Consider the following 26,223-nt stretch of genomic DNA (forward strand, 5'->3'; position numbering starts at 1 on the left):
CCCCCCCCCCCCCCCCCCCCCCCCCCCCCCCCCCCCCCCCCCCCCCCCCCCCCCCCCCCCCCCCCCCCCCCCCCCCCCCCCCCCCCCCCCCGCGGGAGCTTGTGCCGGGTCAGCGCACGAACACCCCCGCCTGGCTCGCCAGGTCCAGGAAGTACTGCGGCGCGACGCCCAGCACCAGCGTGACCGCCACGCCGACGCCGATCGCCGTCGTCGTCAGCGGGGACGGCACGGCGACCGTCGGGCCCTCGGGCCGCGGGTCGCTGAAGAACATCAGCACGATCACCCGGATGTAGAAGAACGCCGCGACCGCGGACGAGATCACACCGACCACGACCAGCGGGGCCGCCCCGCCGTCCGCCGCCGCCTTGAACACGGCGAACTTCCCGGCGAAGCCGGAGGTCAGCGGAATGCCCGCGAAGGCCAGCAGGAACACCGCGAACACCGCCGCCACCAGCGGCGAGCGACGGCCGAGGCCCGCCCACTTCGACAGGTGGGTCGCCTCGCCGCCCGCGTCACGCACCAGCGTCACCACGGCGAAGGCGCCGATGGTCACGAAGGAGTACGCGGCAAGGTAGAAGAGGACGGAGGAGACGCCGTCCGGCGTGGTCGCGATGACACCCGCGAGGATGAATCCGGCGTGCGCGATCGACGAGTACGCCAGCAGCCGCTTGATGTCGGTCTGCGTGATCGCGACGATCGCACCGCCCAGCATGGTGACGATCGCGACGCCCCACATGACCGGACGCCAGTCCCAGCGCATGCCGGGCAGCACCACGTACAGGATGCGCAGCAGCGCGCCGAACGCGGCCACCTTCGTCGCCGCCGCCATGAAGCCGGTCACCGGGGTCGGGGCGCCCTGGTAGACGTCCGGCGTCCACATGTGGAAGGGGACGGCGCCCACCTTGAACAGCAGACCCATGACGATCATCGCGGCGCCGACGAGCAGCAGCGCGTCGTTGCCCATGGTGTCGGCGAGCGCCGGGTCGACGCCCGTGGCCGTACCGTCGACGACCTGCGCGATCCTGGCGTACGAGACCGAGCCGGCGTAGCCGTACAGCAGGGCGATCCCGAACAGGGTGAACGCGGAGGCGAACGCGCCGAGCAGGAAGTACTTGACCGCGGCCTCCTGCGACATGAGCCGCTTGCGGCGGGCCAGCGCGCACATCAGGTACAGCGGCAGCGAGAGGACTTCCAGGGCGACGAACAGCGTCAGCAGGTCGTTGGCCGACGGGAAGACCAGCATGCCGGCGACCGCGAACAGCAGCAGCGGGAAGACCTCGGTCGTGGTGAACCCGGCCTTCACCGCCGCCTTCTCGCTGTCGCTGCCCGGCACGGACGCGGCCTGCGCGGCGAAGGAGTCGACCCGGTTGCCGTGCGCCGCCGGGTCGAGCCGGCGCTCCGCGAAGGTGAACAGGCCGACCAGGCCGGCCAGCAGGATCGTGCCCTGCAGGAACAGGGACGGTCCGTCGACGGCGATCGCGCCCATCGCCGCGATGTGCGCCTTGGTCGTGCCGTACCCGTCCGCCGCGAGCGCGACGACCGCGGCGAAGGCCGCGCACAGGGCGACGGCGGAGACGAACACCTGGGCGTAGTAGCGGGACTTGCGCGGGACGAACGCCTCGACGAGCACCCCGACGATCGCCGCGCCCAGGACGATCAGGGTGGGCGAGAGCTGCCCGTACTCGATCTTCGGGGCGTCGATCTTGGAGATCGGATCGGCCGCGGTGGCCGCGGTTGTCCACAGGCTGTGGACGGCTGATGCGCTCACTTGGCCGCCTCCACCTCAGGCTGGGGGTCCTTCTTCTGTACGTCGGACAAGGTCGACTTGACCGCCGGGTTCACGATGTCCGTGACGGGCTTCGGGTAGACGCCCAGGAAGATCAACAACACCACCAGCGGGGCGACCACCAGGATCTCCCTCAGCCGCAGGTCGGGCATCGCGGAGACCTCCGGCTTCACCGGGCCCGTCATCGTCCGCTGGTAGAGGACGAGGGCGTAGAGCGCGGCGAGGACGATGCCGAGGGTGCCGATGATGCCGATCGCCGGGTAGCGCGTGAACGTGCCGACCAGGACCAGGAACTCGCTCACGAACGGCGCGAGCCCCGGGAGGGACAGCGTGGCCAGCGTGCCGATCAGGAACGTGCCGGCGAGCACCGGGGCGACCTTCTGCACACCGCCGTAGTCGGCGATGAGCCGCGAACCGCGCCGCGAGATGAGGAACCCGGCGAGCAGCATCCACGCGGCCGTGGAGATGCCGTGGTTCACCATGTACAGCGTCGCGCCGGACTGGCCCTGGGTGGTCATCGCGAAGATGCCCATGATGATGAAGCCGAAGTGCGAGATCGACGCGTACGCCACCAGGCGCTTGATGTCGCGCTGGCCGACGGCGAGCAGCGCCCCGTAGATGATGCTGACGAGCGCCAGCACCAGGATGACCGGCGTCGCCCACTTCGACGCCTCCGGGAACAGTTGGAGGCAGAAGCGGAGCATCGCGAAGGTGCCGACCTTGTCGACGACCGCCGTGATGAGGACGGCGACCGGCGCGGTGGACTCCTGCATGGCGTTGGGCAGCCAGGTGTGCAGCGGCCACAGCGGCGCCTTCACCGCGAAGGCGAAGAAGAAGCCGAGGAACAGCCAGCGTTCGGTGTTCGTCGCCATGTGCAGCGAGCCGTCGGCGCGGGCCTGGGCGATCTCCTGGAGGCTGAAGTTCCCGGCGACCACGTACAGGCCGATCACCGCGGCCAGCATGATCAGACCGCCGACCAGGTTGTAGAGGAGGAACTTCACGGCCGCGTACGACCGCTGCGTCGACGCCGCCTTCTCGCCGTGCTCGTGCGCGTGGTCCCCGAAGCCGCCGATGAGGAAGTACATCGGGATGAGCATGGCTTCGAAGAAGATGTAGAAGAGAAAGACGTCGGTGGCCTCGAAGGAGAGGATCACCATCGCCTCGACGGCCAGGATCAGGGCGAAGAAGCCCTGCGTCGGCCGCCAGCGGCGGCTCCCGGTCTCCAGCGGGTCGGCGTCGTGCCAGCCCGCGAGGATGATGAACGGCATCAGCAGGGCGGTCAGCGCGATCAGCGCCACCGCGATGCCGTCGACGCCCAGTTCGTACCGGACCCCGAACTCCGCGATCCACGCGTGGGACTCGGTGAGCTGGTAGCGCCCGCCGCCGGGATCGAAGCGGACCAGGACGGTGATGGCGAGGGCGAGCGTGGCCAGCGAGACGAGCAGCGCCAGCCACTTGGCGGCGGTGCGCCGCGCGGCCGGTACGGCGGCCGTGGCCACCGCGCCGATCGCCGGGAGCGCCGCCGTCGCTGTCAGCAGGGGAAAGGACATCGGTATCAGACCGCCCTCATCAGCAGGGTCGCGGCGACGAGGACCGCCGCGCCGCCGAACATCGAGACCGCGTAGGAGCGCGCGAAGCCGTTCTGCAGCCTGCGCAGCCGCCCGGAGAGGCCGCCGACCGAGGCCGCCGTGCCGTTGACGACGCCGTCGACCAGGGTGTGGTCCACGTACACCAGGGAGCGCGTGAGGTGCTCGCCGCCGCGGACCAGGACGACGTGGTTGAAGTCGTCCTGGAGCAGGTCGCGCCGGGCGGCCCGGGTGAGCAGCGACCCGCGCGGGGCGACGGCCGGGACCGGGCGCCGCCCGTACATGGCCCACGCGAGGCCCGCGCCGACGACCAGGCAGACCAGGGTCGCGCCGGTGACGGTCAGGGCGCTGACCGGGGAGTCGCCCTCGCTGTGCCCGGTGACCGGCTCCAGCCAGTTCAGGAAGCGGTCGCCGAGGTGGAAGAAGAAGCCGCCCGCGACCGACCCGACGGCCAGCACGATCATCGGGATCGTCATGACGTTGGGCGACTCGTGCGGGTGCGGCTCAGTGTGTTCACCGTGGGTCTCCGCGGCCGGTTCCACACTGGGCTCGGCCGGGGACGGGGTCGGGGCGTGGCGCCAGCGTTCCTCGCCGAAGAACGTCATCAGCATCACGCGCGTCATGTAGAACGCGGTGATGGCCGCGCCCAGGAGGGCCACGCCGCCGAGGATCCAGCCCTCGGTGCCGCCCTTGGCGAAGGCGGCCTCGATGATCGCGTCCTTGGAGTAGAAGCCGGACAGGAACGGGAAGCCGATGATCGCCAGGTAGCCGAGGCCGAAGGTGACGAAGGTGACCGGCATGTACTTGCGCAGGCCGCCGTAGCGGCGCATGTCGACCTCGTCGTTCATGCCGTGCATGACCGAGCCGGCGCCGAGGAACAGCCCGGCCTTGAAGAAGCCGTGCGTCACCAGGTGCATGATCGCGAAGACGTAGCCGATGGGGCCGAGGCCCGCGGCGAGGACCATGTAGCCGATCTGCGACATGGTCGAGCCGGCCAGCGCCTTCTTGATGTCGTCCTTCGCGCAACCGACGATGGCACCGAACAGGAGCGTGACCGCGCCGACGACGACGACCGCCGTCTGCGCGTCCGGCGCGCCGTTGAAGATCGCGCCGGAGCGGACGATCAGGTAGACGCCCGCGGTCACCATGGTCGCGGCGTGGATGAGGGCCGAGACCGGGGTCGGGCCCTCCATCGCGTCCCCGAGCCAGGACTGCAGCGGCACCTGGGCGGACTTGCCGCAGGCGGCGAGCAGCAGCATCAGGCCGATGGCGGTGAGCTTGCCCTCGGAGGTGTCGCCGACGTGGCTGAACACCGGCTGGAAGGCGAAGGTGCCGAACGTCGTGAACATCAGCATGATCGCGATCGACAGGCCCATGTCGCCGACGCGGTTGACCAGGAAGGCCTTCTTCGCCGCGGTCGCCGCGCTGGGCTTGTGCTGCCAGAAGCCGATCAGCAGGTAGGAGGCGAGACCGACGCCCTCCCAGCCGGCGTACAGCAGCAGGTAGTTGTCGGCGAGCACGAGCAGCAGCATCGCCGCGAGGAACAGGTTCAGGTAGCCGAAGAAGCGGCGGCGCCGCTCGTCGTGCTCCATGTACCCGACCGAGTAGAGGTGGATCAGCGAGCCGACGCCCGTGATCAGCAGGACGAACGTCATCGAGAGCTGGTCGAGGCGGAAGGTGACGTCCGCCTGGAAGCCGGCGACCGGGACCCAGCTGAACAGGTGCTGCATCAGGGTCCGGTTCCCGGCCTCCTTGCCGAGCAGGTCGGCGAAGAGGACGAGACCGATGACGAAGGAGCCGGCCGCGAGGGCGGTGCCGATCCAGTGGCCGACGGCGTCCAGCCGCCGGCCGCCGCACAGCAGTACGGCCGCTCCGAGCAGAGGCGCCGCCACCAGCAGCGCAATCAGGTTCTCCACGATTCAGCGACCCCTCAGAGCTTCATCAGGCTGGCGTCGTCGACCGAGGCCGAGTGGCGGGAACGGAACAGCGACACGATGATCGCGAGCCCGACCACGACCTCCGCGGCGGCGACGACCATCGTGAAGAAGGCGATGATCTGGCCGTCGAGATTGCCGTGCATCCGGGAGAAGGTGACGAACGCGAGGTTGCAGGCGTTCAGCATCAGCTCGATGCACATGAACACGACGATCGCGTTGCGCCTGATCAGCACGCCGGTGGCGCCGATCGTGAACAACAGGGCGGAAAGGTAGAGGTAGTTGACCGGGTTCACTTCGACGCCTCCTCCCGCTTGAAGGTGGCCGGTTCGATCGCGGTCCGCTCCAGCCGCTCCTCGGCGCGCTGTTCCAGCGCCCGCAGGTCGTTGAGCGCGTCCGCCGACACGTCGCGGATCTGGCCGCGCTCGCGCAGCGTCTTGCTGACCGTGAGGTCGGACGGGGTGCCGTCGGGCAGCAGGCCCGCGATGTCGACGGCGTTGTGCCGGGCGTACACGCCGGGCGCCGGCAGCGGCGGGATGTACTTGCCTTCCCGGACGCGCTGTTCGGACAGCTCGCGCTGGGTCTTGGCGCGCTCGGTGCGCTCCCGGTGGGTGAGCACCATGGCGCCGACGGTGGCCGTGATCAGCAGGGCGCCGGTGATCTCGAAGGCGAAGACGTACTTGGTGAAGATGAGGGCGGCGAGGCCCTCCACGTTGCCGTTGCCGTTCGCCTGGGCGAGGCCGTCGAACTCCTTCAGGGAGGCGTTGCCGATCCCGGCGATCAGCAGGATGCCGAAGCCGAGTCCGCACAGCAGGGCCAGCCAGCGCTGACCCTTGATGGTCTCCTTCAGGGAGTCCGCCGCGGTGACGCCGACGAGCATCACCACGAACAGGAACAGCATCATGATCGCGCCGGTGTAGACGACGATCTGCACGATGCCCAGGAAGTAGGCGCCGTTGGCGAGGTAGAACACCGCCAGGACGATCATGGTGCCGGCGAGCGACAGGGCGCTGTGCACGGCCCGCTTCATGAACACGGTGCCCAGGGCGCCGAGCACGGCGACCGCGCCGAGCACCCAGAACTGGAAGGCCTCTCCGGTGGAGGTGGAGTAGGCGGCGAGCTGCGCGGTCATCGGCCGATCACCTTCTCCGACGCCGGTTCGCTCTCGCCGAAGGTCGAGTCGGCCTCCTGCACGACCTCGCCCTTGGAGCGGGCGGCCTGGCGTTCCGTGCCGGGCGCGGCCTCGGTCACCAGGCCGCGGTAGTAGTCCTGCTCGTCCATCCCCGGGTAGATCGCGTGCGGGGTGTCGACCATGCCCTCTTCGAGGCCGGCGAGCAGCTGTTCCTTGGTGTAGATGAGGTTGGCGCGACTGGAGTCGGCCAGCTCGAACTGGTTGGTCATGGTCAGCGCGCGGGTGGGGCACGCCTCGATGCACAGGCCGCACAGGATGCAGCGGGCGTAGTTGATCTGGTAGACGCGGCCGTACCGCTCGCCCGGCGAGTAGCGCTCCTCGTCGGTGTTGTCGGCGCCCTCCACGTAGATGGCGTCGGCGGGGCAGGCCCAGGCGCACAGCTCACAGCCGACGCACTTCTCCAGGCCGTCCGGATGGCGGTTGAGCTGGTGCCGTCCGTGGAACCGCGGAGCGGTGGTCTTCTGCTGCTCCGGGTACTGCTCGGTCAGCCGCTTCTTGAACATGGCCTTGAAGGTCACGCCGAAGCCTGCGACGGGGTTCATGAAACCGGGCTTGGTCTCCTTGGGCTCCTCAGCCATCGGACGCCTCCTTTCCATCCGAAGATCCGTCACTGGGAGTATCCGCTCCGCCACTGACAATGAGCTCTCGCTCACGCTGCGAACGGCGCCTGGGCACCGGCGGCAGTTCCTGCCCCGGCAGCGGCGGTACCGGGAACCCGCCGGCCATCGGGTCGAACGCGGCCGGTTCCTCGGCGGGCTGCTCGGCCGCCTTCGTCTTCTCGCGGAACATGTCGGCGACGAAGGACAGCAGGAGCAGGGCGAGGACGCCGCCGCCGATGTAGAGGGCGATGTCGGCGAAGTCGTAGTTCTCGTTCCGCAGCGCCCGCACGGTGGCGACCAGCATCAGCCAGACCACGGAGACGGGGATGAGGACCTTCCAGCCGAGCTTCATCAGCTGGTCGTAGCGGACCCGCGGGAGCGTGCCGCGCAGCCAGATGAAGAAGAACAGCAGCAGCTGGACCTTGATGGTGAACCACAGCATCGGCCACCAGCCGTGGTTCGCGCCCTCCCAGAAGGTGCTGATGGGCCAGGGGGCCCGCCAGCCGCCGAGGAACAGCGTGGTGGACACGGCGGAGACCGTCACCATGTTGACGTACTCGGCGAGCATGAACATCGCGAACTTGATCGACGAGTACTCGGTGTTGAAGCCGCCGACCAGGTCGCCCTCGGACTCCGGCATGTCGAAGGGGGCGCGGTTGGTCTCGCCCACCATCGTGACGACGTAGAGGATGAAGGAGACCGGCAGCAGGACGATGTACCAGCGGTCCTGCTGCTGCTCGACGATCGTCGACGTCGACATCGAGCCGGAGTAGAGGAACACGGAGGCGAAGGCGGCGCCCATGGCGATCTCGTAGGAGATCATCTGCGCGCACGAGCGCAGGCCGCCCAGCAGCGGGTAGGTGGAGCCGGAGCTCCAGCCCGCGAGGACGATGCCGTAGATGCCGACCGAGGCGACCGCGAGGATGTAGAGCATCGCGATCGGCAGATCGGTCAGCTGCATGGTGGTGCGGTGGCCGAAGATCGAGATCTCGTTGTCGGCCGGGCCGAAGGGGATCACCGCGATCGCCATGAAGGCCGGGACGGCCGCGACGATCGGCGCGAGGAGGTAGACCACCTTGTCCGCGCGCTTGACGATGATGTCTTCCTTCAGCATCAGCTTCACGCCGTCGGCGAGCGACTGGAGCATGCCCCAGGGGCCGTGCCGGTTGGGGCCGATGCGCAGCTGCATCCAGGCGACGACCTTGCGTTCCCAGACGATGGAGAACAGCACGGTCAGCATGACGAAGGCGAAGCAGAACACCGCCTTGACGACGACCAGCCACCATGGGTCGCGGCCGAACATCGAGAGGTCTTCAGCGGCGAGGTACGGGCTCATGCCTCCACCTCCTTCGGGGCTTCGGCGGTCAGCGTCGCCGGGCCGATGCGGACGAGGGCGCCGGGCAGCGCCCCGGTGTCGGAGGCGACGCCCCCGCCCGCGGAGTTCAGCGGGAGCCAGACCACACGGTCGGGCATCTCGGTGACCTCCAGCGGGAGTTCGACGGTTCCGGAGGGGCCGGTCACGGCGAGCAGGTCGCCCTCCTTGACGCCCGCCTCGGCGGCCGTGGCGGGCGACACGCGCGCGTGGGCGGCGTGCCGGGTCCCGGCGAGCGCCTCGTCGCCCTGCTGCAGGACGCCCCGGTCGAGCAGGAGCCGGTGGCCGGCGAGTACGGCCTCCCCGGCGGCGGGCCGCGGCAGCACGGCCGCGCTGTGCTGCGGGTCGGTGGCCCGCGGCCCGTCCCAGGCGCCGAGCCGGTCCAGCTCGGCGCGCACGGTACGCAGGTCGGGCAGGCCCAGGTGCACGTCCATGGCGTCGGCGAGCATCTGCAGCACCCGCGCGTCGGTGGGCGCGAGGCGGCGGGTCATCTGGTCGGGCTTGAGCGCGGCCTCGAAGGAGCGCGCCCGGCCTTCCCAGTTGAGGAAGGTGCCGGCCTTCTCGGCGACGGCGGCGACCGGGAGCACGACGTCCGCGCGCTCGGTGACCTCGCCGGGCCGCAGTTCCAGCGACACCACGAACCCGGCCTCGGCGAGCGCCGCACGCGCGCGTGCCGGGTCGGGCAGGTCGGCGACCTCGACGCCCGCGACCAGCAGCGCCTGCAGCTCGCCGGCGGCGGCGGCCTCGACGATCTGGCCGGTGTCGCGGCCGTGGCCGTGCGGGAGCGCGGCGACACCCCAGAGGGCGGCGACCTCCTCCCGCGCGCGCGGGTCGGTGGCCGGGCGTCCGCCCGGCAGCAGCGACGGCAGCGCGCCGGCCTCGACGGCGCCGCGCTCACCGGCCCGGCGCGGGATCCACGCCAGCCGGGCGCCGGTCGCCGTGGCGGCCCGCACCGCGGCGGTCAGGCCGCCCGCCACGGCGGCCAGCCGCTCGCCGACGACGATCAGCGCGCCCTCGGCGCGCAGCGCCTCGGCCGCCTGTGCGCCGGGGCCCTCCACGCCGATTCCGCTCGCGAGGGCGTCCAGCCACTCGGTCTCGGTGCCGGGAGCCGCCGGCAGCAGCGTGCCGCCGGCCTTCTCCAGGCCGCGGGTGGCGTGCGTGGCCAGCGCGAACACCTGCTGCCCGTGCTTGCGCCAGGCCTTGCGCAGCCGCAGGAAGACGCCGGGCGCCTCCTCCTCCGACTCGAACCCGACCAGCAGGACGGCGGGCGCCTTCTCCAGCGCGGTGTACGTGACGCCCGTGCCGTCGATGTCACGCCCGTGCCCGGCGATCCGGGACGCCAGGAAGTCGGCCTCCTCGGCGCTGTGCACGCGCGCGCGGAAGTCGATGTCGTTGGTGTCGAGCGCCACGCGCGCGAACTTGCTGTACGCGTAGGCGTCCTCGATGGTCAGCCGGCCGCCGGTGAGGACGCCGGTCCGGCCGCGGGAGGCGAGCAGTCCCTGCGCCGCGATCTGCAGCGCCTCCGGCCAGGAGGCCGGTTCCAGGTCGCCCTCGGCGTTGCGCACCAGGGGGGTGTTGAGGCGGTCCGGCTGCTGCGCGTAACGGAACGCGAAGCGGCCCTTGTCGCAGATCCACTCCTCGTTGACCTCGGGGTCGTTGGCGGCGAGCCGCCGCATGACCTTGCCGCGCCGGTGGTCGGTGCGGGTGGCGCAGCCGCCGGAGCAGTGCTCGCACACCGACGGCGAGGAGATCAGGTCGAAGGGGCGGGCGCGGAAGCGGTACGCCGCCGAGGTCAGCGCGCCGACCGGGCAGATCTGGATGGTGTTGCCGGAGAAGTACGACTCGAAGGGGTCTCCCTCACCGGTGCCGACCTGCTGCAGCGCGCCCCGCTCCAGCAGCTCGATCATCGGGTCGCCCGCGATCTGGGTGGAGAAGCGGGTGCACCGGGCGCACAGCACGCACCGCTCGCGGTCGAGCAGCACCTGCGTGGAGATCGGCACCGGCTTCTCGTAGGTGCGCTTCTTCCCGTCGAAGCGGGATTCGGCGTTGCCGTGCGACATGGCCTGGTTCTGCAGGGGGCACTCGCCGCCCTTGTCGCAGACCGGGCAGTCCAGCGGGTGGTTGATGAGGAGGAACTCCATCACCCCGTGCTGGGACTTCTCGGCGACCGGCGAGGTGAGCTGGGTCTTGACCACCATGCCGTCGGTGCAGGTGGTGGTGCAGGACGCCATCGGCTTGCGCTGGCCCTCGACCTCGACGATGCACTGTCGGCAGGCGCCGACCGGGTCCAGGAGGGGGTGGTCGCAGAAGCGGGGGACCTCGATGCCGAGCTGCTCGGCGGCGCGGATGACCAGGGTGCCCTTGGGCACGCTGATCTCGATGCCGTCGATCGTCACCGTGATGAGATCCTCCGGCGGGACCGCCGCTTCTCCCCCGCCCGCGGGAGTGCTGCTGGTCACGGTCATGCGTTCACCTCCGTGCGGTCGGCCCAGGCCGTCGACTTGGCCGGGTCGAAGGGGCAGCCGCGGCCCGTGATGTGCTGCTCGTACTCCTCGCGGAAGTGTTTGAGCGAGGAGAAGATCGGCGAGGCGGCACCGTCGCCGAGGGCGCAGAAGGCCTTGCCGTTGATGTTGTCGGCGATGTCGTTGAGCTTGTCGAGGTCGGACATCTTGCCCTTGCCCGCCTCGATGTCGCGCATCAACTGCACGAGCCAGTAGGTGCCTTCGCGGCAGGGCGTGCACTTGCCGCAGGACTCGTGGGCGTAGAACTCGGTCCAGCGGGTGACGGCGCGCACGACGCAGGTCGTCTCGTCGAAGCACTGCAGGGCCTTGGTGCCGAGCATGGAACCGGCGGCGCCCACTCCCTCGTAGTCGAGGGGGACGTCGAGGTGCTCGTCGGTGAGCAGCGGCGTCGAGGAGCCGCCCGGCGTCCAGAACTTCAGGCGGTGGCCCGGCCGCATGCCGCCGCTCAGGTCGAGCAGCTGGCGGAGCGTGATGCCGAGCGGCGCCTCGTACTGGCCGGGGCTGGCCACGTGGCCGCTGAGCGAGTAGAGCGTGAAGCCCGGGGACTTCTCGCTGCCCATCGACCTGAACCATTCCTTGCCGTTGTTCATGATGGCGGGAACCGAGGCGATCGACTCGACGTTGTTCACCACAGTCGGGCACGCGTACAGGCCCGCGACGGCGGGGAAGGGAGGACGGAGCCGCGGTTGACCCCGGCGGCCTTCGAGCGAGTCGAGCAGCGCGGTCTCCTCACCGCAGATGTACGCGCCCGCGCCCGCGTGCACGGTGACGTCGAGATCGATGCCGCTGCCGAGGATGTTCTCGCCGAGGTAGCCCGCCGCGTAGGCCTCACGCACGGCCTCGTGCAGCCGCCGCAGCACGGGGACGACCTCACCACGCAGGTAGATGAAGGCGTGCGACGACCTGATGGCGTAGCACGCGATGACGATGCCCTCGATGAGGCTGTGCGGGTTCGCGAACAGGAGCGGGATGTCCTTGCACGTCCCGGGCTCCGATTCGTCGGCGTTGACAACGAGATAGTGCGGCTTTCCGTCCCCCTGGGGGATGAACTGCCACTTCATCCCGGTGGGGAAGCCGGCGCCGCCGCGGCCGCGCAGCCCGGATTCCTTGACGTACGCGATCACGTCGTCCGGGGACATGGCCAGCGCCTTGCGCAGCCCCTCGTACCCTTCGTGCCTGCGGTAGACGTCCAGCGTCCAGGACCTGTCCTCGTCCCAGAAGGCCGACAGCACGGGTGCGAGCAGCTTCTCCGGGCTGGTGTCTGTCAGTTCGGCTGCCAAGGTCATCACTCCCCCTCCTCGGCGACTGGCCCTGCCGAATGGGAAGGGTCGGAGGCCGACGTGTTGTGCGGCGCGTCGTGCGAGCTGAGGTGCTCGGTCGAGGACGGCTCGTGCACGGCCGTGTCGTGCGGGCCGCCGTCGCGCGGATGGACCACGCGGGCGGGCGCCGTCTCCCCCTTGGCGAGGCGGAGGCCCGCGAGCGACGCCGGTCCGGCGCCGCCGCTCTCCTCGACCGCTCCCGGCCGCTCGTCGGGGAAGCCGGCCAGGATCCGGGCGGTCTCCTTGAAGGTGCACAGGCGCGCCCCGCGGGTGGGATCGACCGGCCTGCCCGCGCGCAGGTCGTCGACGAGCCGCTTGGCGCTGTCCACCGTCTGGTTGTCGAAGAACTCCCAGTTGACCATCACGACCGGCGCGAAGTCGCAGGCCGCGTTGCACTCGATGTGCTCCAGGGTGACCTTGCCGTCGCCGGTGGTCTCGCCGTTGCCGACGCCGAGGTGCTCCTGGAGCTCCTCGAAGATCGCGTCGCCGCCCATCACCGCGCACAGCGTGTTGGTGCAGACGCCGACCTGGTAGTCGCCGCTCGGCTTGCGCCGGTACATGGTGTAGAAGGTGGCGACCGCGGTGACCTCGGCCGTGGTCAGTCCCAGCACGTCCGCGCAGAACTGCATCCCGGTGCGGGTGACGTGGCCCTCCTCCGACTGCACCAGGTGCAGCAGCGGCAGCAGCGCGGACCGGGAGTCGGGGTAGCGGGCGATGACGGCGCGCGCGTCCCGCTCCAGCCGCTCTCGTACGTCGTCCGGGTAGGCGGGCGCGGGCAGTTGGGGCATGCCCAGGCTGACGCCCTGCTCCGAAGAACTGGTGCTCACCGGTCGACGCCTCCCATCACGGGGTCGATGGACGCGACGGCGACGATGACATCGGCGACCTGGCCGCCCTCGCACATCGCCGCCATGGCCTGCAGGTTGGTGAAGGACGGGTCGCGGAAGTGGACCCGGTAGGGGCGGGTGCCGCCGTCGGAGACGACGTGCGCCCCGAGTTCGCCCTTGGCCGACTCGACCGCCACGTACGCCTGCCCGGGCGGTACCCGGAAGCCCTCGGTGACCAGCTTGAAGTGGTGGATCAGGGCCTCCATGGAGGTGCCCATGATCTGCTTGATGTGGTCGAGGGAGTTGCCCAGTCCGTCCGGTCCCAGGGCGAGCTGGGCCGGCCAGGCGATCTTCTTGTCGGCGACCATGACCGGGCCGGGCTGCAGCCGGTCCAGACACTGCTCGACGATCCTGAGCGACTGCCGCATCTCCTCCAGGCGGATGAGGAAGCGGCCGTAGGCGTCGCAGGTGTCGGCGGTCGGGACGTCGAAGTCGTAGGTCTCGTAGCCGCTGTACGGCTGGGACTTGCGCAGGTCGTGCGGCAGGCCGGTGGAGCGCAGGATCGGGCCCGTGACGCCCAGGGCCATGCAGCCGGCCAGGTCGAGGTAGCCGATGTCCTGCATGCGGGCCTTGAAGATGGGGTTCCCGGTGGCGAGCTTGTCGTACTCCGGGAGGTTCTTCTTCATCTTCTTCACGAACTCGCGGATCTGGTCCACCGCGCCGGGCGGCAGGTCCTGGGCGAGTCCGCCGGGCCGGATGTACGCGTGGTTCATCCTCAGGCCCGTGATGAGCTCGTAGAGGTCGAGAATCATTTCACGATCACGGAATCCGTAGATCATGATCGTGGTGGCGCCGAGTTCCATGCCGCCGGTGGCGATGCACACCAGGTGGGAGGACATCCGGTTCAGCTCCATCAGGAGCACCCGGATGATCTTCGCCCGCTCGCTGATCTGGTCCTCGATGCCGAGCAGCTTCTCGACGGCGAGGCAGTAGGCGGTCTCGTTGAAGAAGGACGTCAGGTAGTCCATGCGCGTCACGAACGTGGTGCCCTGCGTCCAGGTCCGGTACTCGAGGTTCTTCTCGATGCCGGTGTGGAGGTAGCCGATGCCGCAGCGGGCCTCGGTGACCGTCTCGCCCTCGATCTCCAGGATCAGGCGGAGGACTCCGTGGGTGGACGGGTGCTGGGGCCCCATGTTGACGACGATGCGCTCGTCGTCGGCGCGGGCCGCGGACTGGACGACCTCGTCCCAGTCGCCACCGGTGACCGTGTAGACGGTGCCCTCGGTGGTCTCGCGTGCGGATGCTGACTGAGTACTCACGAGTACGACCTCCGCTGGTCCGGAGCCGGGATCTGGGCGCCCTTGTACTCGACGGGGATGCCGCCGAGGGGGTAGTCCTTGCGCTGCGGGTGGCCCTGCCAGTCGTCCGGCATCATGATCCGGGTCAGGGCCGGGTGACCGTCGAAGACGATCCCGAAGAAGTCGTAGGTCTCGCGCTCGTGCCAGTCGTTCGTCGGGTACACGGAGACCAGCGACGGGATGTGCGGGTCGCTGTCGGGAGCGCTGACCTCCAGGCGGATCAGCCGGTTGTGGGTGATCGAGCGCAGGTGGTACACGGCGTGCAGCTCGCGGCCCTTGTCGTGCGGGTAGTGGACGCCGCTGACGCCGGTGCACAGCTCGAAGCGCAGCGCCGGGTCGTCGCGCAGGGTGCGGGCGACGCGGACCAGGTGCTCGCGCTCGATGTGGAAGGTCAGCTCGCCGCGGTCGACGACCGTCTTCTCGATCGCGTTGCCGGGCAGCAGGTCCTGCTCCTCCAGCGCGCCCTCGAGTTCGTCGGCGACCTCGTCGAACCAGCCTCCGTAGGGACGGGCCGACGGTCCCGGGAGGCGGACCGAGCGGACCAGGCCGCCGTAGCCGGAGGTGTCGCCGCCGTTGTTGGCGCCGAACATGCCGCGCTGGACGCGGATCTCCTCGCCGCCCTCGCCGCGCCGGCCGGGGAGGTTCGAGGCGCTGAGGTCCTTCTCGGGGTTGACCCCGTTGCCGTTCGCGTCGCTCACCGCAGCAGCCCCTTCATCTCGATCGTGGGCAGGGCCTTGAGCGCCGCCTCCTCCGCCTCACGCGCCGCCTCCTCGGCGTTCACGCCGAGCTTGGAGGTCTGGATCTTGTGGTGGAGCTTGAGGATGGCGTCCACCAGCATCTCCGGCCGCGGCGGGCAGCCGGGCAGGTAGATGTCGACGGGGACGATGTGGTCGACGCCCTGGACGATCGCGTAGTTGTTGAACATGCCGCCCGACGAGGCGCACACACCCATGGAGATGACCCACTTGGGGTTCGGCATCTGGTCGTAGACCTGCCTGAGCACCGGCGCCATCTTCTGGCTGACCCGGCCGGCGACGATCATCAGGTCGGCCTGGCGCGGTGATCCGCGGAAGACCTCCATGCCGAAGCGGGCCAGGTCGTAGCGGCCGGCGCCGGTCGTCATCATCTCGATGGCGCAGCAGGCGAGGCCGAAGGTGGCGGGGAAGACGGACGCCTTGCGCACCCAGCCCGCGGCCTGTTCGACGGTGGTCAGCAGGAAGCCGCTCGGCAGCTTTTCTTCGAGTCCCATGTCTGTAAAGGCCCCTCAGTCCCATTCCAGGCCGCCGCGCCGCCACACGTACGCGTAGGCGACGAAGACGGTGAGCACGAAGAGCAGCATCTCCACGAGCCCGAAAATCCCCAGGGCGTCGAAGGTGACGGCCCAGGGGTAGAGGAAGACGATCTCGATGTCGAAGACGATGAAGAGCATCGCCGTCAGGTAGTACTTGATGGGGAAGCGCCCGCCGCCGGCCGGCGTGGGGGTCGGCTCGATACCGCACTCGTAGGCCTCGAGCTTGGCCCGGTTGTACCGCTTCGGACCGATCAGCGTGGCCATGACCACGGAGAAGATCGCAAAGCCTGCCCCGAGGGCTCCCAGTACGAGGATGGGCGCATACGCGTTCACCGCTCCTCGCTCCTCTCAGTCGGCACTGACTGCTGGCGATGCCGGGCCCGCGGCCGCCCCGCCCGTCACACGAACCCCGTCCGTTCCGACGAAGATCGCGAACATGTGAAGCAGGTCACAAGCCCAACTGCCTCGCATCTTATGCCCGCCCGTCTGTGATCTGCGACACGGGGTATTGCACAAGCTTTGTGATCTCCACCACCTGACGAAGGATCATGAACTTGGATCAGGCGTGATCTTCGTACGAGATGCGTCAGAGTGATCACCAGAGGTGACATTTTCGCTCGTCGATGCAGCTCAGGAGGGTCGTCTCACTATCAAGACGATTCCCTTGCATGCAAATTGGCGTTGGACGCGAGGCGCTGCTAGAGGCGCCGTTCACACCTCGGAGGGAGACCCCGGGCGCGATGTGGACGCGTGCACGCGTTCACGAGCGGCCCCGGGTCGTGACCCGGTCGCGATCAAGCCGTGACCCACGCGCACGACGCACCCTCCGCCGTGATCGTTGCGTGACCTCCGCCACATCCGTAAGAGCCGCCCGAAAAGCGGGCTTGGCCATCCGGCCCAACCGATGGTAGGCGCGGGGCAATTCGGGCTTATTGGCGAAAGACCGTGATCACGGGCCCGAGGGGTCACGTCCGCAATGTCCGTTACGGCGTCAATAAAGAGTGATGGAAGGGGGATTTGGGGCCTCCGTTGAACAAGTGTGGCGCAGCACACGTTCCTTGAAGGTATGGAGGAGCCCCTGATACCGGTTGTACCCATGTCCCACACCGCTCACATACGTAGCCACCGGAAACCCCGCCGCAACCCGACGACGAGTATCGCGGTGCGCGCCGGAGTTGCCGGTGGCGTCCTCAGCATGGCGGCGGCGGGCGCGTCGGCCTCGGCGAGCGCCGCCGAGCAGACGCAGACGCTGCAACTGCCCACCCTGACGGCCGACCTGGCCGCTCAGGTCGCCCAGTCCGCGGACGCGACGCAGCAGGCGGCCGCGAACTACCAGCTGCAGGCCGAGCGTGACGCGGCAGCCGCGAAGGCCGCGAAGCAGGCCAAGGCGGACCTCGCGGAGGCGAAGCAGAAGGCCGCGGCCAAGAAGAAGGCCGCCCAGGAGGCCGCCCGCAGGGCCGCCGCCGAGCGCGCCTCGCGCACCGCCGAGCGGCCCACGCTCACCGCCACCACGACGAGCGCGACGACCACCTCGACGTCGACGGCCACCGGTTCGGCCGCCGCCATCGTCAACTTCGTCAAGGCGCAGGTCGGCAAGGCCTACGTCTCCGGCGCCACCGGTCCGTCCGCCTACGACTGCTCCGGCCTGGTGCAGACGGCCTTCAAGCAGGTCGGCATCAGCCTGCCGCGGGTGTCGCAGGACCAGTCGACGGCCGGCACGCAGGTCTCGCTCAGCAACCTGCAGCCCGGGGACATCCTGTACTGGGGCAGCGCGGGCAGCGCGTACCACGTGGCGGTGTACGTCGGCGGCGGCATGTTCGTCGGCGCGCAGAACCCGTCGTCGGGCGTCGTCGAGCGGCCGCTGTCCTACGACCCGCCGACCGGCGCGGTGCGGGTGCTCTGACGGCACACCACTGACGCGAGCGCTGACACCGGCGCTCACGCGACCGCGCGGCACGACCGCGCGGCACGACCGACGCACGGAAGGGCCGCGGCCGCTCGGGGGCAGCGGCCCTTCCGGCGCGCCCCGGGAACGGCCCCGACGCGTCGGCGCGCCCTGGAACAGCCCGGCACCCCAACGCTCCCTGGAACGGCCCGGCACCCCAGCGTGCCCGCCTGGAGCAGCCCGGAACGGCCCTGAACACCCCGGCGCGCGCCCCGGAACGGCCCTGGCGCGTCCGGGAACGGCCCGGACCGCCGCGGAGCACCCCTGGCGCGTCCCGGAACAGCCCGGAGCACCCCGGAGCACCCCGGACGCCCCCGCGCCGCCCCTGGCCGGTGTTCTCCTGCGCGGGCCGCGCGTCCTCTGCTGTCATGAGGTGCGGTGGACGGGAGGGGCTCCGGCGGACCGGGCCCCGTCGTCCCTCCACCGCGTTCTCGCGACAAGGAGAGACAGCGATGCCCAGTGTCTTCGTGCAGGGAAAGCCCGTCGACTCGTATCCGCCGCTCGCGCCCGAGGCGCGGCGCGGGCGGGTGCGGCGGATCACCGAGGTGGGTGAGGAGGTCCTGCACAAGCCGTGCCGGGACGTCACCGAGTTCGGGCCGGATCTCGCCGCGCTCATCGACGACATGTTCCTGACCATGTACGTCGCCGAGGGAGCCGGCCTGGCGGCCAACCAGGTCGGCGTCGGCCTGCGCCTGTTCGTGTACGACTGCCCTGACGACGACGGGGTCCGGCACGTCGGCCACCTCGTCAACCCGGTGCTGGAGCCGCTCGACCCCGCCGGGCGCAGGCTGCTCGACGAGCAGGAGGGCTGCCTCTCCGTCCCGGGCGCCATGATGGCCGTGCCGCGCCCCGACCGGGCCGTGGCGCACGGGCTGGACAAGCACGGCGAACCGGTCGCCGTCGAGGGCACCGGGTACTTCGCGCGCTGCCTCGCGCACGAGACCGATCACCTCGACGGTCAGGTCTACCTGGACCGGCTGTCCCGGCGGGACCGCGCCGACGCCCTGCGGCAGGCGGCGGACCGGCGGGAGGAGGTGTTCGCCCGCCGGGCCGCCAACGTCGAGGCGCTGAGCGGCTGACTCCCGAGCGGCTGAGTCACGCCTTGGCGGCGCCTCGGTTCCTGCGAGTCAGCGGCGTACCGAGGCGGCAATGAGGTTCGAAAACGCGGCGCGGGCCGCCTGACGGCCAGGCCGCCCGCGCCGCACAAGGGATCACCGCGCAGGGATGAGCCGGAAGAGCAGCGGCCCTTCCGGTTTCCCCGAACCCGCGCGCGACACGGGTGCAGGGCGGACAGTCGGCTACCGCCTCCGTTCCCGGACACCGGGCGTCGGCGCACCGGCGCCGGCAACACCCGGGGCACCAGGGCCGGCGGACCCGCACCGAACACCGCTGGGCCCCCTCGGCTCGGGGCCGACCGGCGTTTCCGGCCCGTCGGCCGTGCACCGCGCATACCGGAAATGCGCCGGACGCGTGCAGGACGAGTGCAGGACGCGTGCAGGTGCCGGCCCCGCGGGGCCGGACGGGCCCTGGCCCGTTTCATTCCGATCAGCTGATCGTTGGTCCGTGCGTGGTGCGTTCCCCCGCTCCCGGCGAGGGTCCGTGGGTGGGACGAACGGCCCGGTGAGCGGCATCTGACGGTACGCGGTCGAGACCAACATCGCACCAGGTCGTTAGACTCACTGATACCCGAACACGGAAGCGACCTCTGAGCAGGAAGACGGAGCAGTGCCGAACCCACTGCAGGAACTCATCAAGCACCAACTCAGGCAACACGGATGGTCCTACAGCGATGTGGCCCGCCGCGGCGGCATCTCGCGTTCGACCGTCCACCACTTGGCAACCTCTGAACGACTGGCCCAGATGCCCCAGCAGACCACCTTGGAGGGGCTGGCCAAAGGACTGGGGGTGCCGGTTGCTCCTGTGCACCGGGCCGCTGCCGAAGCCTGCGGGGTGAACCTGTACTTCGAGGACACCCCCGGAATCACCGATCCGGAGGTCGCGATCCTGATCGCCAGCGTGCAAAAGCTCAGCTCCACCGACCGCAGGCATGTTTCCGTGCTGGTCGAGTCACTCCTGCGCAGCGCCGCGGAGGATGAAGTCGACGCCGACGTCAGGTGATCGTGGAGACATCGAGGGCGGTACACCGCATCAGTAGGACCGGGTGCCGGCCGATTTGACCCAGTCGATCACCGCACGGACCGCCGGATAGTCCAGTTCCGCGATGGTGGCGATGGCGTCGTTGTCCCGCAGCAGCGGGGGAACGCAGGCCGCGTCCAGAGCGCAGTAGAGCATTACTTGGTGGGCCTGGGCGGCAGGAAGGTCTCCTTGCGGCAGGTGCTGCCGGAGCAGCGGCGTGATGGGCAGTTCAGGCGTGATGTCCACGGCTGGCCTTCTCTTTCGATGTGAGCGATCACGTTCCGGGGTCGATGCGCGGTCTGTTGAGCGGTTCACCGGCCTTCGGGGGCCGTGACGGCGGTATTCACCGCCTCTTCCCGGGATCCGAAGTCCTCGAAGTAGGCCGGCATGAGCCGTGGGGCGCCGTGCTGTCCCTGGATGCCTGCCTGGCGCATGAGCATTTCCACAGTTCCGTGGCTGACGCTGAGGCCGTAGCGGTGGTTCAGCTCGTAGTGGATGCGACGGTAGCCGTACACGCCGCCGGAGGATCTGTAGACGGTCAGGATGAGGCGGGTCAGCCAGGCCTGACGCAGCGAGCGGCGAGAGGGGCCGCGGCGGCGCCAGGAGTAGTAGCCGGACTCCGAAATGTGCAGGAGCGCAGCCGTCGAGCGGACCGGATGGCCCTCCGCCGCCATCACCTCGATGATCTCGAACCGTCTTTTGGGGGCACCACATCGCTCAGCAACTCGGTGAACCGGCGGTGGATGACCAGCTGGTTCTCCAGCTCGGCGATGCGGGCACGAGCGACCCCGATCTCCATGGCATGGGAGCGAGTGCGCCGGTCAGCGGGGTGGGGGAGATACGTGCGGCGCCAGCGGTACACCGTCTGTCGGCCGATCTCGAGTGCGATGGCGACCTCTTTGGCGGACTGCCCTTCGGACAGCAGGTCCAAAGCCCTGCGGCGCAGGGCGGGAGGATAGCGGCGGGGCATGATCCTTCCGTTCTCGGACGCGGTTTTCTCGGGGACAGGAAGCGAGCGTTGGGTCGGGGCCGGCCGGTGCGGCCGGTTTCACGGCTGCCGGGGCGGTGCTGACAGGACTCCGCCCCGGCAGCCGCGTCTTCGGTCAGGCCACGTGGCGGTGCAGGGTGACCGTGGGGATGAAGTCGGCCAGCGGGTCACCGCTCGCGGTGCGCGGAGCCGAGGCCACTTCACGGTCGAGGATGGTCTTGACCTGCTGCGCCAACGCATCGGCGCGCCTCTGGACCTCGGAGATGGACAGATTCGACGCCCTCAGGGCGGCCACCTCACGGTGGATGTCGTCGAGCCGGCCGCGGGTGGCGCTGCTGAGCGTGAGTTTCTGCGGAGTGGCGACGACGAACTGGTAGGCGCCGGAGAAGGTCTGGCAACTGTCGCAGTGGTAGTTGACCGCCCGGCTGATGTTCGTGGCGTTGATCAGCCGAGCGTTGCGGCCGGCCGTGGTGACGATCTGGTACGACAGGGCGACCGACCGGCACGGGTCGAGCGGGGAGCAGCCCGCCGACTCGGCCGTGGCCCGGTTGTTCGCCGTCACCGCGACCAGCGGCCCGAACTCGTGGACCTGGAAGGACTCGTCGAACTGGTCGACGTGCATGCGGTCGGCATGCGTGCGGGCCATGTCCACGGCGGCGGACATGTCGCGAGGCATGTACAGGTTGCCGGAGGTCGCGCTCGCCGTGGTGCTCGTCGCGGCCATGGCGATACCGGCGGTGGCCACCATGCTGATGCGGGCAGCCGTCTTCATGACGGAACTCTTGCGTGGTTTGCGGTGGGTCATTGTCCGTTCCTCTTCACAGAAACAGCGGGGGGCGTGGGGGGCGTGGGGGGTGTGGGGGGTGTGGGGGGTGTGGGGGGTGTGGGGGGAGGTGGGGGGAGGTGGGGGGAGGTGGGGGGAGGTGGGGGGAGGTGGGGGGTGGGCAGGGTTCGTGGGGGTGGACCCGAGTGAGCGGGGTCGGTCCCGGTTCTTTCAGCGCGGCACCGTGGACTCGGCATCCGACGCGGGGGGTGAGGAGGCAGCCGGGGGAACGGAGTCGGTGGCCGACACCGACGGCGCGGCACTGGTTGCAGTCGGTGACGGGCTGCCGGCAGAAGGCTTGGGGGCTGTCTTCACCGGTCCGGTTGTGTCCCTGCCCGCCGAGGCCGACGGCGTCCCGGTGAAGCCTGCTGATGGGAAGTGCACGGTGGGAGATGACGTGGCGCCGGCAGCAGGACCGGGTCTCGTGGTACCGCGCGGCGCCGAGGAATCCTGTGCGGAAGGAGTGCCGGGCCGAGGCGTGTGCGCAGCGGAGGATGTCGGGCGCTGGGTGGGAACACCGGGCTGCAGAGCGGGAGCCGCCGGCGGTGCGGGAGGAAGCGGCCGGGGGGTCTCCCCCTGCCACCACGCCCCGGCCAGAACCATGGCACCCGCCACCGCCACGGCAGCGATCAGCATCCGCAGCGGGGTATTGCCGTGGGTGGCGCGCACCGCGCTGCGAACGAGACGGCTGCCGAGCCGCACTGCCAGATAGGCCCCTCCGGCCATCGGGAAGACCAGCATGAGACTGCCGATCACACCGACCGCACCCGCACCGAAGTGACCGTCGCCGAACGCCGCGTACGTGCCGGTGAGTTGGTCGGCCAGGGACCGCAGACTCGTGGTGAGCAGGCGGGGCAGATTCCATAGGACGTAGCCGACCTCCGCCACCAGGAGCGGGATCATGGTGACGACCCAGACGGTGACGACAACCCGGGCGGAGCGTTTGAGGTCCGCGACCTCGGGATGCACCGGACGGCCCGGCACCATGCTGAGCAGGATCGGCTTGACCTTGCCGTACAGGTCCGGCACCCCTGCCAGGTCACCCAGGATGTAGTAGCCGTCCAGCCGCACCGCCGGCATCAGCTGCTCGAGGACCTCGAAATGCGCGAGATAGACCGCCGCGAGAAACAGGGGCTGCCCGGTCACCGTGTACGCAGCGGTGAGCACCAGCATGAAGATGACGTTGAAGTAGACACCGCCGAGACCGGTCCGCAGCCGGCCGCCCCGCCCAATGCGGTAGACGTCCGTGACGTCCGTGTACATGGACGGCCAGATCAGGAAAATGCCGCAGCCGATCTTCCCGGGTGTGGCGCCGCTGTAACGGCACGCCGAGGCATGCCCGAACTCGTGGAAGACCAGCGAGGCCACGGTCAGGAAGAAAACAATCAGCATCCAGACCGGTTGTTCCAGAACACGCAGCACGGGCGACATCGCCCCGTGGATCGCGAACAGCCACACGTCCATGGCCAGCGTGGCGGCCAGCACCACCGCCACGACCAACGGCCGGTGCAGCCACGCCAGTGCGGCCGCGATCCGCGCCACCTGCCGGTCACCGAAGATCACCCGGTGGCCCTTGAGCGCCAGCAGCAGGTCCGAACGCGGGCCGTCGGCCTCGTCGGAATCCGCATCCGCCGCGACCACCACACCCAGCGGAGTGAGCTTGTTCTCGACGAGATAGCACACGTTGCCGACGGTGACCTCCGCGCCGTAGCGGGCGCTGACGAAATGCGAGACGGCCTCCGCGTCACGGGTGCCGTCGATACCGCTCACCACCAGATACAGCAGCCGCGACAGCTGGATGACCTGGCCGTCGCCCCGGCGGACCAGGTACTTCGGCTCGGTGAACCCCGACCCCTTGTACTCGCCCATCCGTTCCAGACCACGGCTCAGCCGCAGGGCCGGGGGCGCGGCCGGGGACAGCCGGCCACCGCCGACCGCTCCCAGCCGCAGAGTACGTGTGTCCAGCGGCAGCAGAACCGTGGGGCTGTCACCCTCACCGGCCAAGACCCCGCCAGTGCCAGGCGGCTGACCCGGCAGACCGACAGCATCGACATCCTGATCACCGGCCACCGTCACACATTCCTCCCCCCGGGACGCGGACCTGTCCGCACCCGGTGCAGTCACAGACAACCCGACGAAGCCCGGCCGGCTACTGGCGGATACACACCGATTGCGCCGCCTCGGACTGCGCCACCGCGAACGGCGAAACGTCGTTCGCCGCGAGCGACTCGTTGTGCGCGGCCACATCCACGGTCTTGGCCGTGACCCGGGTCATCCGAGTGAGACTGAACTTCAGCTTCCCGAGCGCCTCACGGCCGGGCAGCAGTTGCGCGGACTCTTCCTCAATCTCGTCGAAGTTCACGAAAGCCCTCATTTCCTTGTCAACGACACGAACGGAGACCGCCTCGCCCGCAGGGTCACAACACCCTTCCCGGGCAGACGGACGCCTGCCGGGCCGGCGGGCACCGGCCCGGCAGGCAACTCGCCCCATACAGCACCACGGCACCCCAGATGTGACACCGACTGCGGTGCCCTCGAGCGGCACCGGCTGCGACGCCGCCTACGACACCGGCTGCGGCATCCCGGATGCGGTCCTGACGACCGCACCGACGGCGACACCCGGCTCCGACGCCGACAGCGACACCGAGCTCGATACCGTCTGGGGTGCGGGTGCCGCACCCGGCTGCGGTCCCGAGTGCGGCACCGGAAACGCGCTACCGGATGCGGTATCCCAGATGCTTACTGGGAGATACCGATGACCTGGGTGGCCTGGGACTGGGCGACCGCGAACGGCGAGAGCTGGTTGGCCGCCAGCGACTCGTTGTGCGCGTCCACGTAGGCGGCCTTGCGCGTGACGTTGGTGATCCTGGTGAGGTTGAACGAGAACTTCCCCAGCGCCTCACGGCCGGGCAGCAGCTGCGCGGACTCGCCCTCGAGCTGTTCGATGTTCACGAAGAACGCCTTTCTATCGCAGGTAAGGAATGTGGAACCGATGGGCCCGGCCTGAGCCGGGTACGGTTGCCGTGGTCAACGGCCCTGCACCGTCCACCCGCACGCAGCCACCATCGATTCCGCTCCGGGGCGGGTGCCGACTTCCCGTCGGCACCCGCCTGGAATGAACAGCCACCCGCGCGCCTGTCGAGCCAGGCCGCACGGAAGCCGCCCACGGGCACCACCGGACCGAGGAGCAGCCCGGCTTACGCCCTTCCAGCACGGCACGGACACCGAAGCCCCCGCGAAATACAGAGGCCGGCACCCACACCGTCATCCAGAGCCTCCGGACGTCTTGTCCGGAGGCTCTGGACACTAGCGGACGTTGCGACGCTGCGCAAACCACCCAGGCAACTCTTTTAACCCCAAAAGACATGTCAGATCAGAACACGGCCCAACACCTACCGAACGCCCCAGAACACACAGCCCAGGTCAACGGAACCAGGCAGGGACAACACAGTCGGGACGGACAGAGACGGACAGGGCGGGTCGGCACAGCCCCCGGCAGGCCATGGAGACGAGGCCGCTGAGGCAGGGACGCGGAAGACGAGGTCGGCACTCGGAGAGGGCGGCCAGGCGACACGCGGCGCGGCCACCGACTCCCGCTCGGCGCTCACCGTGGTCTCGGCGATCGTCCCCCGACTGGCGGCGCCGGCCCCACGCGCGCCGTCACCACGGCCCACACCGTGAAAGCCGTCCCCGCAACGAACAGAAAAACAAAACAAACATTCGCACGCCCGTGGTTCACGGATCCGCCGACACGGGCCCGAAGCGAGCAACAGGCCGCGCACAGACGCCTCTTCGCCTGTCCCTGCCCCGTTCCCGGACGTGCGTGCACGCCCGCCGTCCTTTCAAGAACCCACGGGCACGGGATAATTCCGTCCGGGAGAGATGAAAGAGCGAAACTTTATGGCTATCCTCTCTTTCTGCCCGAGCCGAGCAGGTTGGACCGCCAAGGCTTCGGGGGAGGGGTGCATGTGCTCGTCGTTCAGGGATCGTCCACCACAGCCGTCGTCCGGGGCAGGACGGGAGAACCGGTGATCCTGCTCTCGGAAGAACTCCACGAGTGCAGCACCGCCTCCGCTCTGGCCGACGTGATGAACATGGCCCTGGCGGTTCTCGACAGGGAAGAGATGGCCGCTTTGCGCGGCTGCCTCACAGCCCTGCGCTGCGGCGAACAACTCAGCAGGCGGCGTATTGAAATCAACGGCTCGGTCCTGACAATCTACCGCCGCTGATTCCCCGCAGCGCGACAGTGCCGACCGGCACCGCAGCCGCAGTCGGCCGCGTGAAACCGGCAGCACACCGCGTGCAGCGACCGCACCGCGAGGCGGTGCAATCCCACCGCACAAGTAGGCGCCGTCCGCCGTCACTGTCATGTGGCGGCGGACGGCGCCCTATGCGGCCGCCGGACTATCCACGCCTCCGCCGGTCACAGGACCAGTCGTGGTGATGATGACGGTGGCGGCCCTTCACCCACTCAAGATGGCTGCTGCGGGAGCAACCCCAGCCCGACTCGTTGCGATCGTGCCGCGAGCGGTGACTGTCACACCA

The 26,223-nt window shown here is 69.7% G+C and carries 25 protein-coding genes; 4 read left to right on the forward strand and 21 right to left on the reverse strand.

Translation table 11 applies throughout. The features are described from left to right. Positions 1–109: 109 nt before the first annotated feature. The 14 genes from nuoN to ACZ5GT_RS30955 are packed head-to-tail and all read right to left on the reverse strand — an operon-like array spanning position 110 to position 16,119. A complete protein-coding gene (gene nuoN / locus ACZ5GT_RS30890) occupies positions 110–1,768 on the reverse strand; it encodes an NADH-quinone oxidoreductase subunit NuoN (protein ID WP_469032747.1) in 1,659 nt (552 codons plus the stop codon). Further along, positions 1,765–3,336 carry an NADH-quinone oxidoreductase subunit M gene (locus tag ACZ5GT_RS30895; protein WP_469032749.1) on the reverse strand — a complete coding sequence of 524 codons (1,572 nt, stop codon included), beginning with the start codon at positions 3,334–3,336 and terminating at the stop codon, positions 1,765–1,767. Before ACZ5GT_RS30895 ends, nuoN begins: the two co-directional genes overlap by 4 nt. 5 nt (positions 3,337–3,341) lie before the next feature. Continuing rightward, a complete protein-coding gene (gene nuoL / locus ACZ5GT_RS30900; RefSeq protein WP_469032751.1) occupies positions 3,342–5,288 on the reverse strand; it encodes an NADH-quinone oxidoreductase subunit L in 1,947 nt (648 codons plus the stop codon). A 14-nt stretch (positions 5,289–5,302) separates the two neighbouring features. Continuing rightward, on the reverse strand, positions 5,303–5,602 hold the full coding sequence (gene nuoK, locus ACZ5GT_RS30905; RefSeq protein ID WP_242779136.1) for an NADH-quinone oxidoreductase subunit NuoK: 300 nt from the start codon (positions 5,600–5,602) through the stop codon (positions 5,303–5,305). Then, positions 5,599–6,438, reverse strand: a complete 840-nt coding sequence (locus ACZ5GT_RS30910) for an NADH-quinone oxidoreductase subunit J (RefSeq protein WP_469032754.1) — start codon at positions 6,436–6,438, stop codon at positions 5,599–5,601. Before ACZ5GT_RS30910 ends, nuoK begins: the two co-directional genes overlap by 4 nt. Then, a complete protein-coding gene (nuoI, locus tag ACZ5GT_RS30915; protein WP_469032756.1) occupies positions 6,435–7,076 on the reverse strand; it encodes an NADH-quinone oxidoreductase subunit NuoI in 642 nt (213 codons plus the stop codon). Before nuoI ends, ACZ5GT_RS30910 begins: the two co-directional genes overlap by 4 nt. Then, positions 7,069–8,433 carry an NADH-quinone oxidoreductase subunit NuoH gene (gene nuoH, locus ACZ5GT_RS30920; protein WP_469032758.1) on the reverse strand — a complete coding sequence of 455 codons (1,365 nt, stop codon included), beginning with the start codon at positions 8,431–8,433 and terminating at the stop codon, positions 7,069–7,071. The genes nuoI and nuoH overlap by 8 nt, the downstream gene beginning before the upstream one ends. Then, positions 8,430–10,934: an NADH-quinone oxidoreductase subunit G gene (locus ACZ5GT_RS30925; protein ID WP_469032759.1), complete on the reverse strand. Its 2,505-nt coding sequence runs from the start codon at positions 10,932–10,934 to the stop codon at positions 8,430–8,432. The genes nuoH and ACZ5GT_RS30925 overlap by 4 nt, the downstream gene beginning before the upstream one ends. Further along, the gene (gene nuoF / locus ACZ5GT_RS30930; RefSeq protein WP_469032761.1) at positions 10,931–12,280 is read right to left on the reverse strand and encodes an NADH-quinone oxidoreductase subunit NuoF; all 1,350 of its coding nucleotides are present in this window, start codon (positions 12,278–12,280) and stop codon (positions 10,931–10,933) included. The genes ACZ5GT_RS30925 and nuoF overlap by 4 nt, the downstream gene beginning before the upstream one ends. After that, complete coding sequence (gene nuoE, locus ACZ5GT_RS30935; RefSeq protein WP_469032763.1) at positions 12,277–13,137, reverse strand: NADH-quinone oxidoreductase subunit NuoE; 861 nt, start codon at positions 13,135–13,137, stop codon at positions 12,277–12,279. Before nuoE ends, nuoF begins: the two co-directional genes overlap by 4 nt. Beyond that, on the reverse strand, positions 13,134–14,456 hold the full coding sequence (locus ACZ5GT_RS30940) for an NADH-quinone oxidoreductase subunit D (RefSeq protein ID WP_469032765.1): 1,323 nt from the start codon (positions 14,454–14,456) through the stop codon (positions 13,134–13,136). The genes nuoE and ACZ5GT_RS30940 overlap by 4 nt, the downstream gene beginning before the upstream one ends. Further along, positions 14,453–15,193 carry an NADH-quinone oxidoreductase subunit C gene (locus ACZ5GT_RS30945; protein ID WP_469032768.1) on the reverse strand — a complete coding sequence of 247 codons (741 nt, stop codon included), beginning with the start codon at positions 15,191–15,193 and terminating at the stop codon, positions 14,453–14,455. Before ACZ5GT_RS30945 ends, ACZ5GT_RS30940 begins: the two co-directional genes overlap by 4 nt. Beyond that, positions 15,190–15,744, reverse strand: a complete 555-nt coding sequence (locus tag ACZ5GT_RS30950) for a NuoB/complex I 20 kDa subunit family protein (RefSeq protein ID WP_324786313.1) — start codon at positions 15,742–15,744, stop codon at positions 15,190–15,192. The genes ACZ5GT_RS30945 and ACZ5GT_RS30950 overlap by 4 nt, the downstream gene beginning before the upstream one ends. Before the next feature lie 15 nt (positions 15,745–15,759). Next, positions 15,760–16,119, reverse strand: coding sequence for an NADH-quinone oxidoreductase subunit A (locus ACZ5GT_RS30955; protein WP_003992243.1), 360 nt, complete (start codon positions 16,117–16,119; stop codon positions 15,760–15,762). A 763-nt stretch (positions 16,120–16,882) separates the two neighbouring features. Here ACZ5GT_RS30955 and ACZ5GT_RS30960 point away from each other — a divergent pair. The 3 genes from ACZ5GT_RS30960 to ACZ5GT_RS30970 all read left to right on the forward strand — a co-directional run bounded on the left by ACZ5GT_RS30960 (position 16,883) and on the right by ACZ5GT_RS30970 (position 19,849). Next, on the forward strand, positions 16,883–17,689 hold the full coding sequence (locus ACZ5GT_RS30960; RefSeq protein WP_469032771.1) for a C40 family peptidase: 807 nt from the start codon (positions 16,883–16,885) through the stop codon (positions 17,687–17,689). Positions 17,690–18,183: 494 nt separating this feature from the next. Continuing rightward, positions 18,184–18,810: a peptide deformylase gene (def, locus tag ACZ5GT_RS30965; protein WP_469032774.1), complete on the forward strand. Its 627-nt coding sequence runs from the start codon at positions 18,184–18,186 to the stop codon at positions 18,808–18,810. A 646-nt stretch (positions 18,811–19,456) separates the two neighbouring features. Further along, positions 19,457–19,849 (forward strand): helix-turn-helix domain-containing protein, encoded by a 393-nt coding sequence (locus ACZ5GT_RS30970; protein ID WP_469032776.1) that lies wholly within the window; start codon positions 19,457–19,459, stop codon positions 19,847–19,849. Positions 19,850–19,879: 30 nt separating this feature from the next. On the opposite strand, the gene ACZ5GT_RS30975 is transcribed toward ACZ5GT_RS30970, so the two are convergent. From ACZ5GT_RS30975 to ACZ5GT_RS31005, 7 genes are all read right to left on the reverse strand, one after another. Then, entirely contained in the window at positions 19,880–20,113 is a 234-nt protein-coding gene (locus tag ACZ5GT_RS30975; RefSeq protein WP_469032778.1) for a hypothetical protein, read from the reverse strand. A gap of 65 nt (positions 20,114–20,178) precedes the next feature. Beyond that, the gene (locus ACZ5GT_RS30980; RefSeq protein ID WP_469032779.1) at positions 20,179–20,541 is read right to left on the reverse strand and encodes an IS3 family transposase; all 363 of its coding nucleotides are present in this window, start codon (positions 20,539–20,541) and stop codon (positions 20,179–20,181) included. Beyond that, positions 20,541–20,837 carry a transposase gene (locus ACZ5GT_RS30985; RefSeq protein ID WP_398273556.1) on the reverse strand — a complete coding sequence of 99 codons (297 nt, stop codon included), beginning with the start codon at positions 20,835–20,837 and terminating at the stop codon, positions 20,541–20,543. The genes ACZ5GT_RS30980 and ACZ5GT_RS30985 overlap by 1 nt, the downstream gene beginning before the upstream one ends. Before the next feature lie 133 nt (positions 20,838–20,970). Then, positions 20,971–21,627: a hypothetical protein gene (locus tag ACZ5GT_RS30990; RefSeq protein WP_469032783.1), complete on the reverse strand. Its 657-nt coding sequence runs from the start codon at positions 21,625–21,627 to the stop codon at positions 20,971–20,973. 222 nt (positions 21,628–21,849) lie between these two features. Then, positions 21,850–23,754, reverse strand: a complete 1,905-nt coding sequence (locus ACZ5GT_RS30995) for a hypothetical protein (protein ID WP_469032785.1) — start codon at positions 23,752–23,754, stop codon at positions 21,850–21,852. A 73-nt stretch (positions 23,755–23,827) separates the two neighbouring features. Further along, a complete protein-coding gene (locus tag ACZ5GT_RS31000) occupies positions 23,828–24,040 on the reverse strand; it encodes a hypothetical protein (protein ID WP_469032787.1) in 213 nt (70 codons plus the stop codon). A gap of 377 nt (positions 24,041–24,417) precedes the next feature. After that, complete coding sequence (locus tag ACZ5GT_RS31005) at positions 24,418–24,630, reverse strand: hypothetical protein (RefSeq protein WP_324786328.1); 213 nt, start codon at positions 24,628–24,630, stop codon at positions 24,418–24,420. A 1,076-nt stretch (positions 24,631–25,706) separates the two neighbouring features. On the opposite strand from ACZ5GT_RS31005, the gene ACZ5GT_RS31010 reads away from it, so the two are divergent. Then, a complete protein-coding gene (locus ACZ5GT_RS31010; RefSeq protein ID WP_398273542.1) occupies positions 25,707–25,907 on the forward strand; it encodes a hypothetical protein in 201 nt (66 codons plus the stop codon). The last annotated feature ends 316 nt before the right edge of the window (positions 25,908–26,223 follow it).

This window comes from Streptomyces sp. NPDC031340, from assembly GCF_055569945.1.